This is a genomic window from Oleiphilus sp. HI0128 (genome assembly GCF_001635365.1).
In genome coordinates this window covers 1-1,004 of sequence record NZ_LWGG01001159.1, presented here as the reverse complement: position 1 = coordinate 1,004, position 1,004 = coordinate 1, and the positions used below count along the sequence as shown (strand labels likewise).

General features: G+C 46.9%; 1 protein-coding gene. It reads left to right on the top strand.

What is annotated here, in order from left to right:
* A partial coding sequence (locus A3763_RS19635; protein WP_197482998.1) for an efflux RND transporter permease subunit occupies positions 1 to 1,004 on the top strand: 1,004 nt, incomplete at both ends.

Sequence of the window (1,004 nt, the reverse complement as noted above, 5' to 3'; positions counted from 1 at the left end):
GTTCTGAGTCAGGTTTGGAAGCCGCGATCAATGGCACTAAAGAAGTCGCAGTTCCGGTAACCTTTGGTATTTTAACGACGATCGCAGCTTTTCTTCCCATTGCGTTTATTGAAGGCGTGCGCGGGCAATTGTTTGCGGCGATTCCGGTTGTTGTGATTCCTATATTGGTATTTTCTCTAATTGAGTCCAAGCTTGTTTTACCAGCTCACTTGAAGCGAATTAAGCTACAACCTCAAAATCAAAGCTCAGCCTTGGTGGCTGGCTTATCTCGTTTTCAGCAGCGCTTTGCCGACGGTTTTGAAAGTGTTGTCTTGCACTACTATCAGCCAGCACTTCAGTTGGCCTTGAAGTATCGCTACCTTTGTCTGGCGCTTAGTTTTGGTCTCTTATTTATTTTGTATGCCTTGGTTTCGACTGGGTGGATGAAGTTCATATTCTTCCCGAAGGTTCAAAGTGAGTTGGCACGTGCTAACCTGGAAATGCCTATAGGAACACCCGTCGAAGTGACTGATCGATATGTCTTGTCAATGCTGGGAGCTGCCCGTGAGCTTCAGGATAAGTATCACCTGGAAGGCGAGGCGGTGATTCGAAATATCATGGCAACAACTGGCTCTTCTGGTGGTTCGAGCCATATTGGGCGCGTGATATTTGAAATTACGCCGCCAGAAGAGCGTACTTTGGATATCACCAGTCGCGAGCTGGTTAATGAGTGGCGTGCATTAATTGGCCATGTGCCGGGCGCAGAGAAGTTAACTTATCGTGCTGAAATTGGTCGAGTCAGTGACCCGATTGATATCAAGCTGAGTGCGCAGGACTTTAATGCTCTCTCAGGTATTGCTGAGCTAATAAAAGAAAAGTTGGCAAGCTACCCGGGGGTATTTGATATTTCCGATAGCTATTCAGACGGTAAAGAGGCGATTGAGATAGTGCTTTTGCCTCAGGCTTCAGTATTAGGCCTGACACGTCAGGATATTATGTCTCAGGTGCGTGAAGCCTTTTATGGC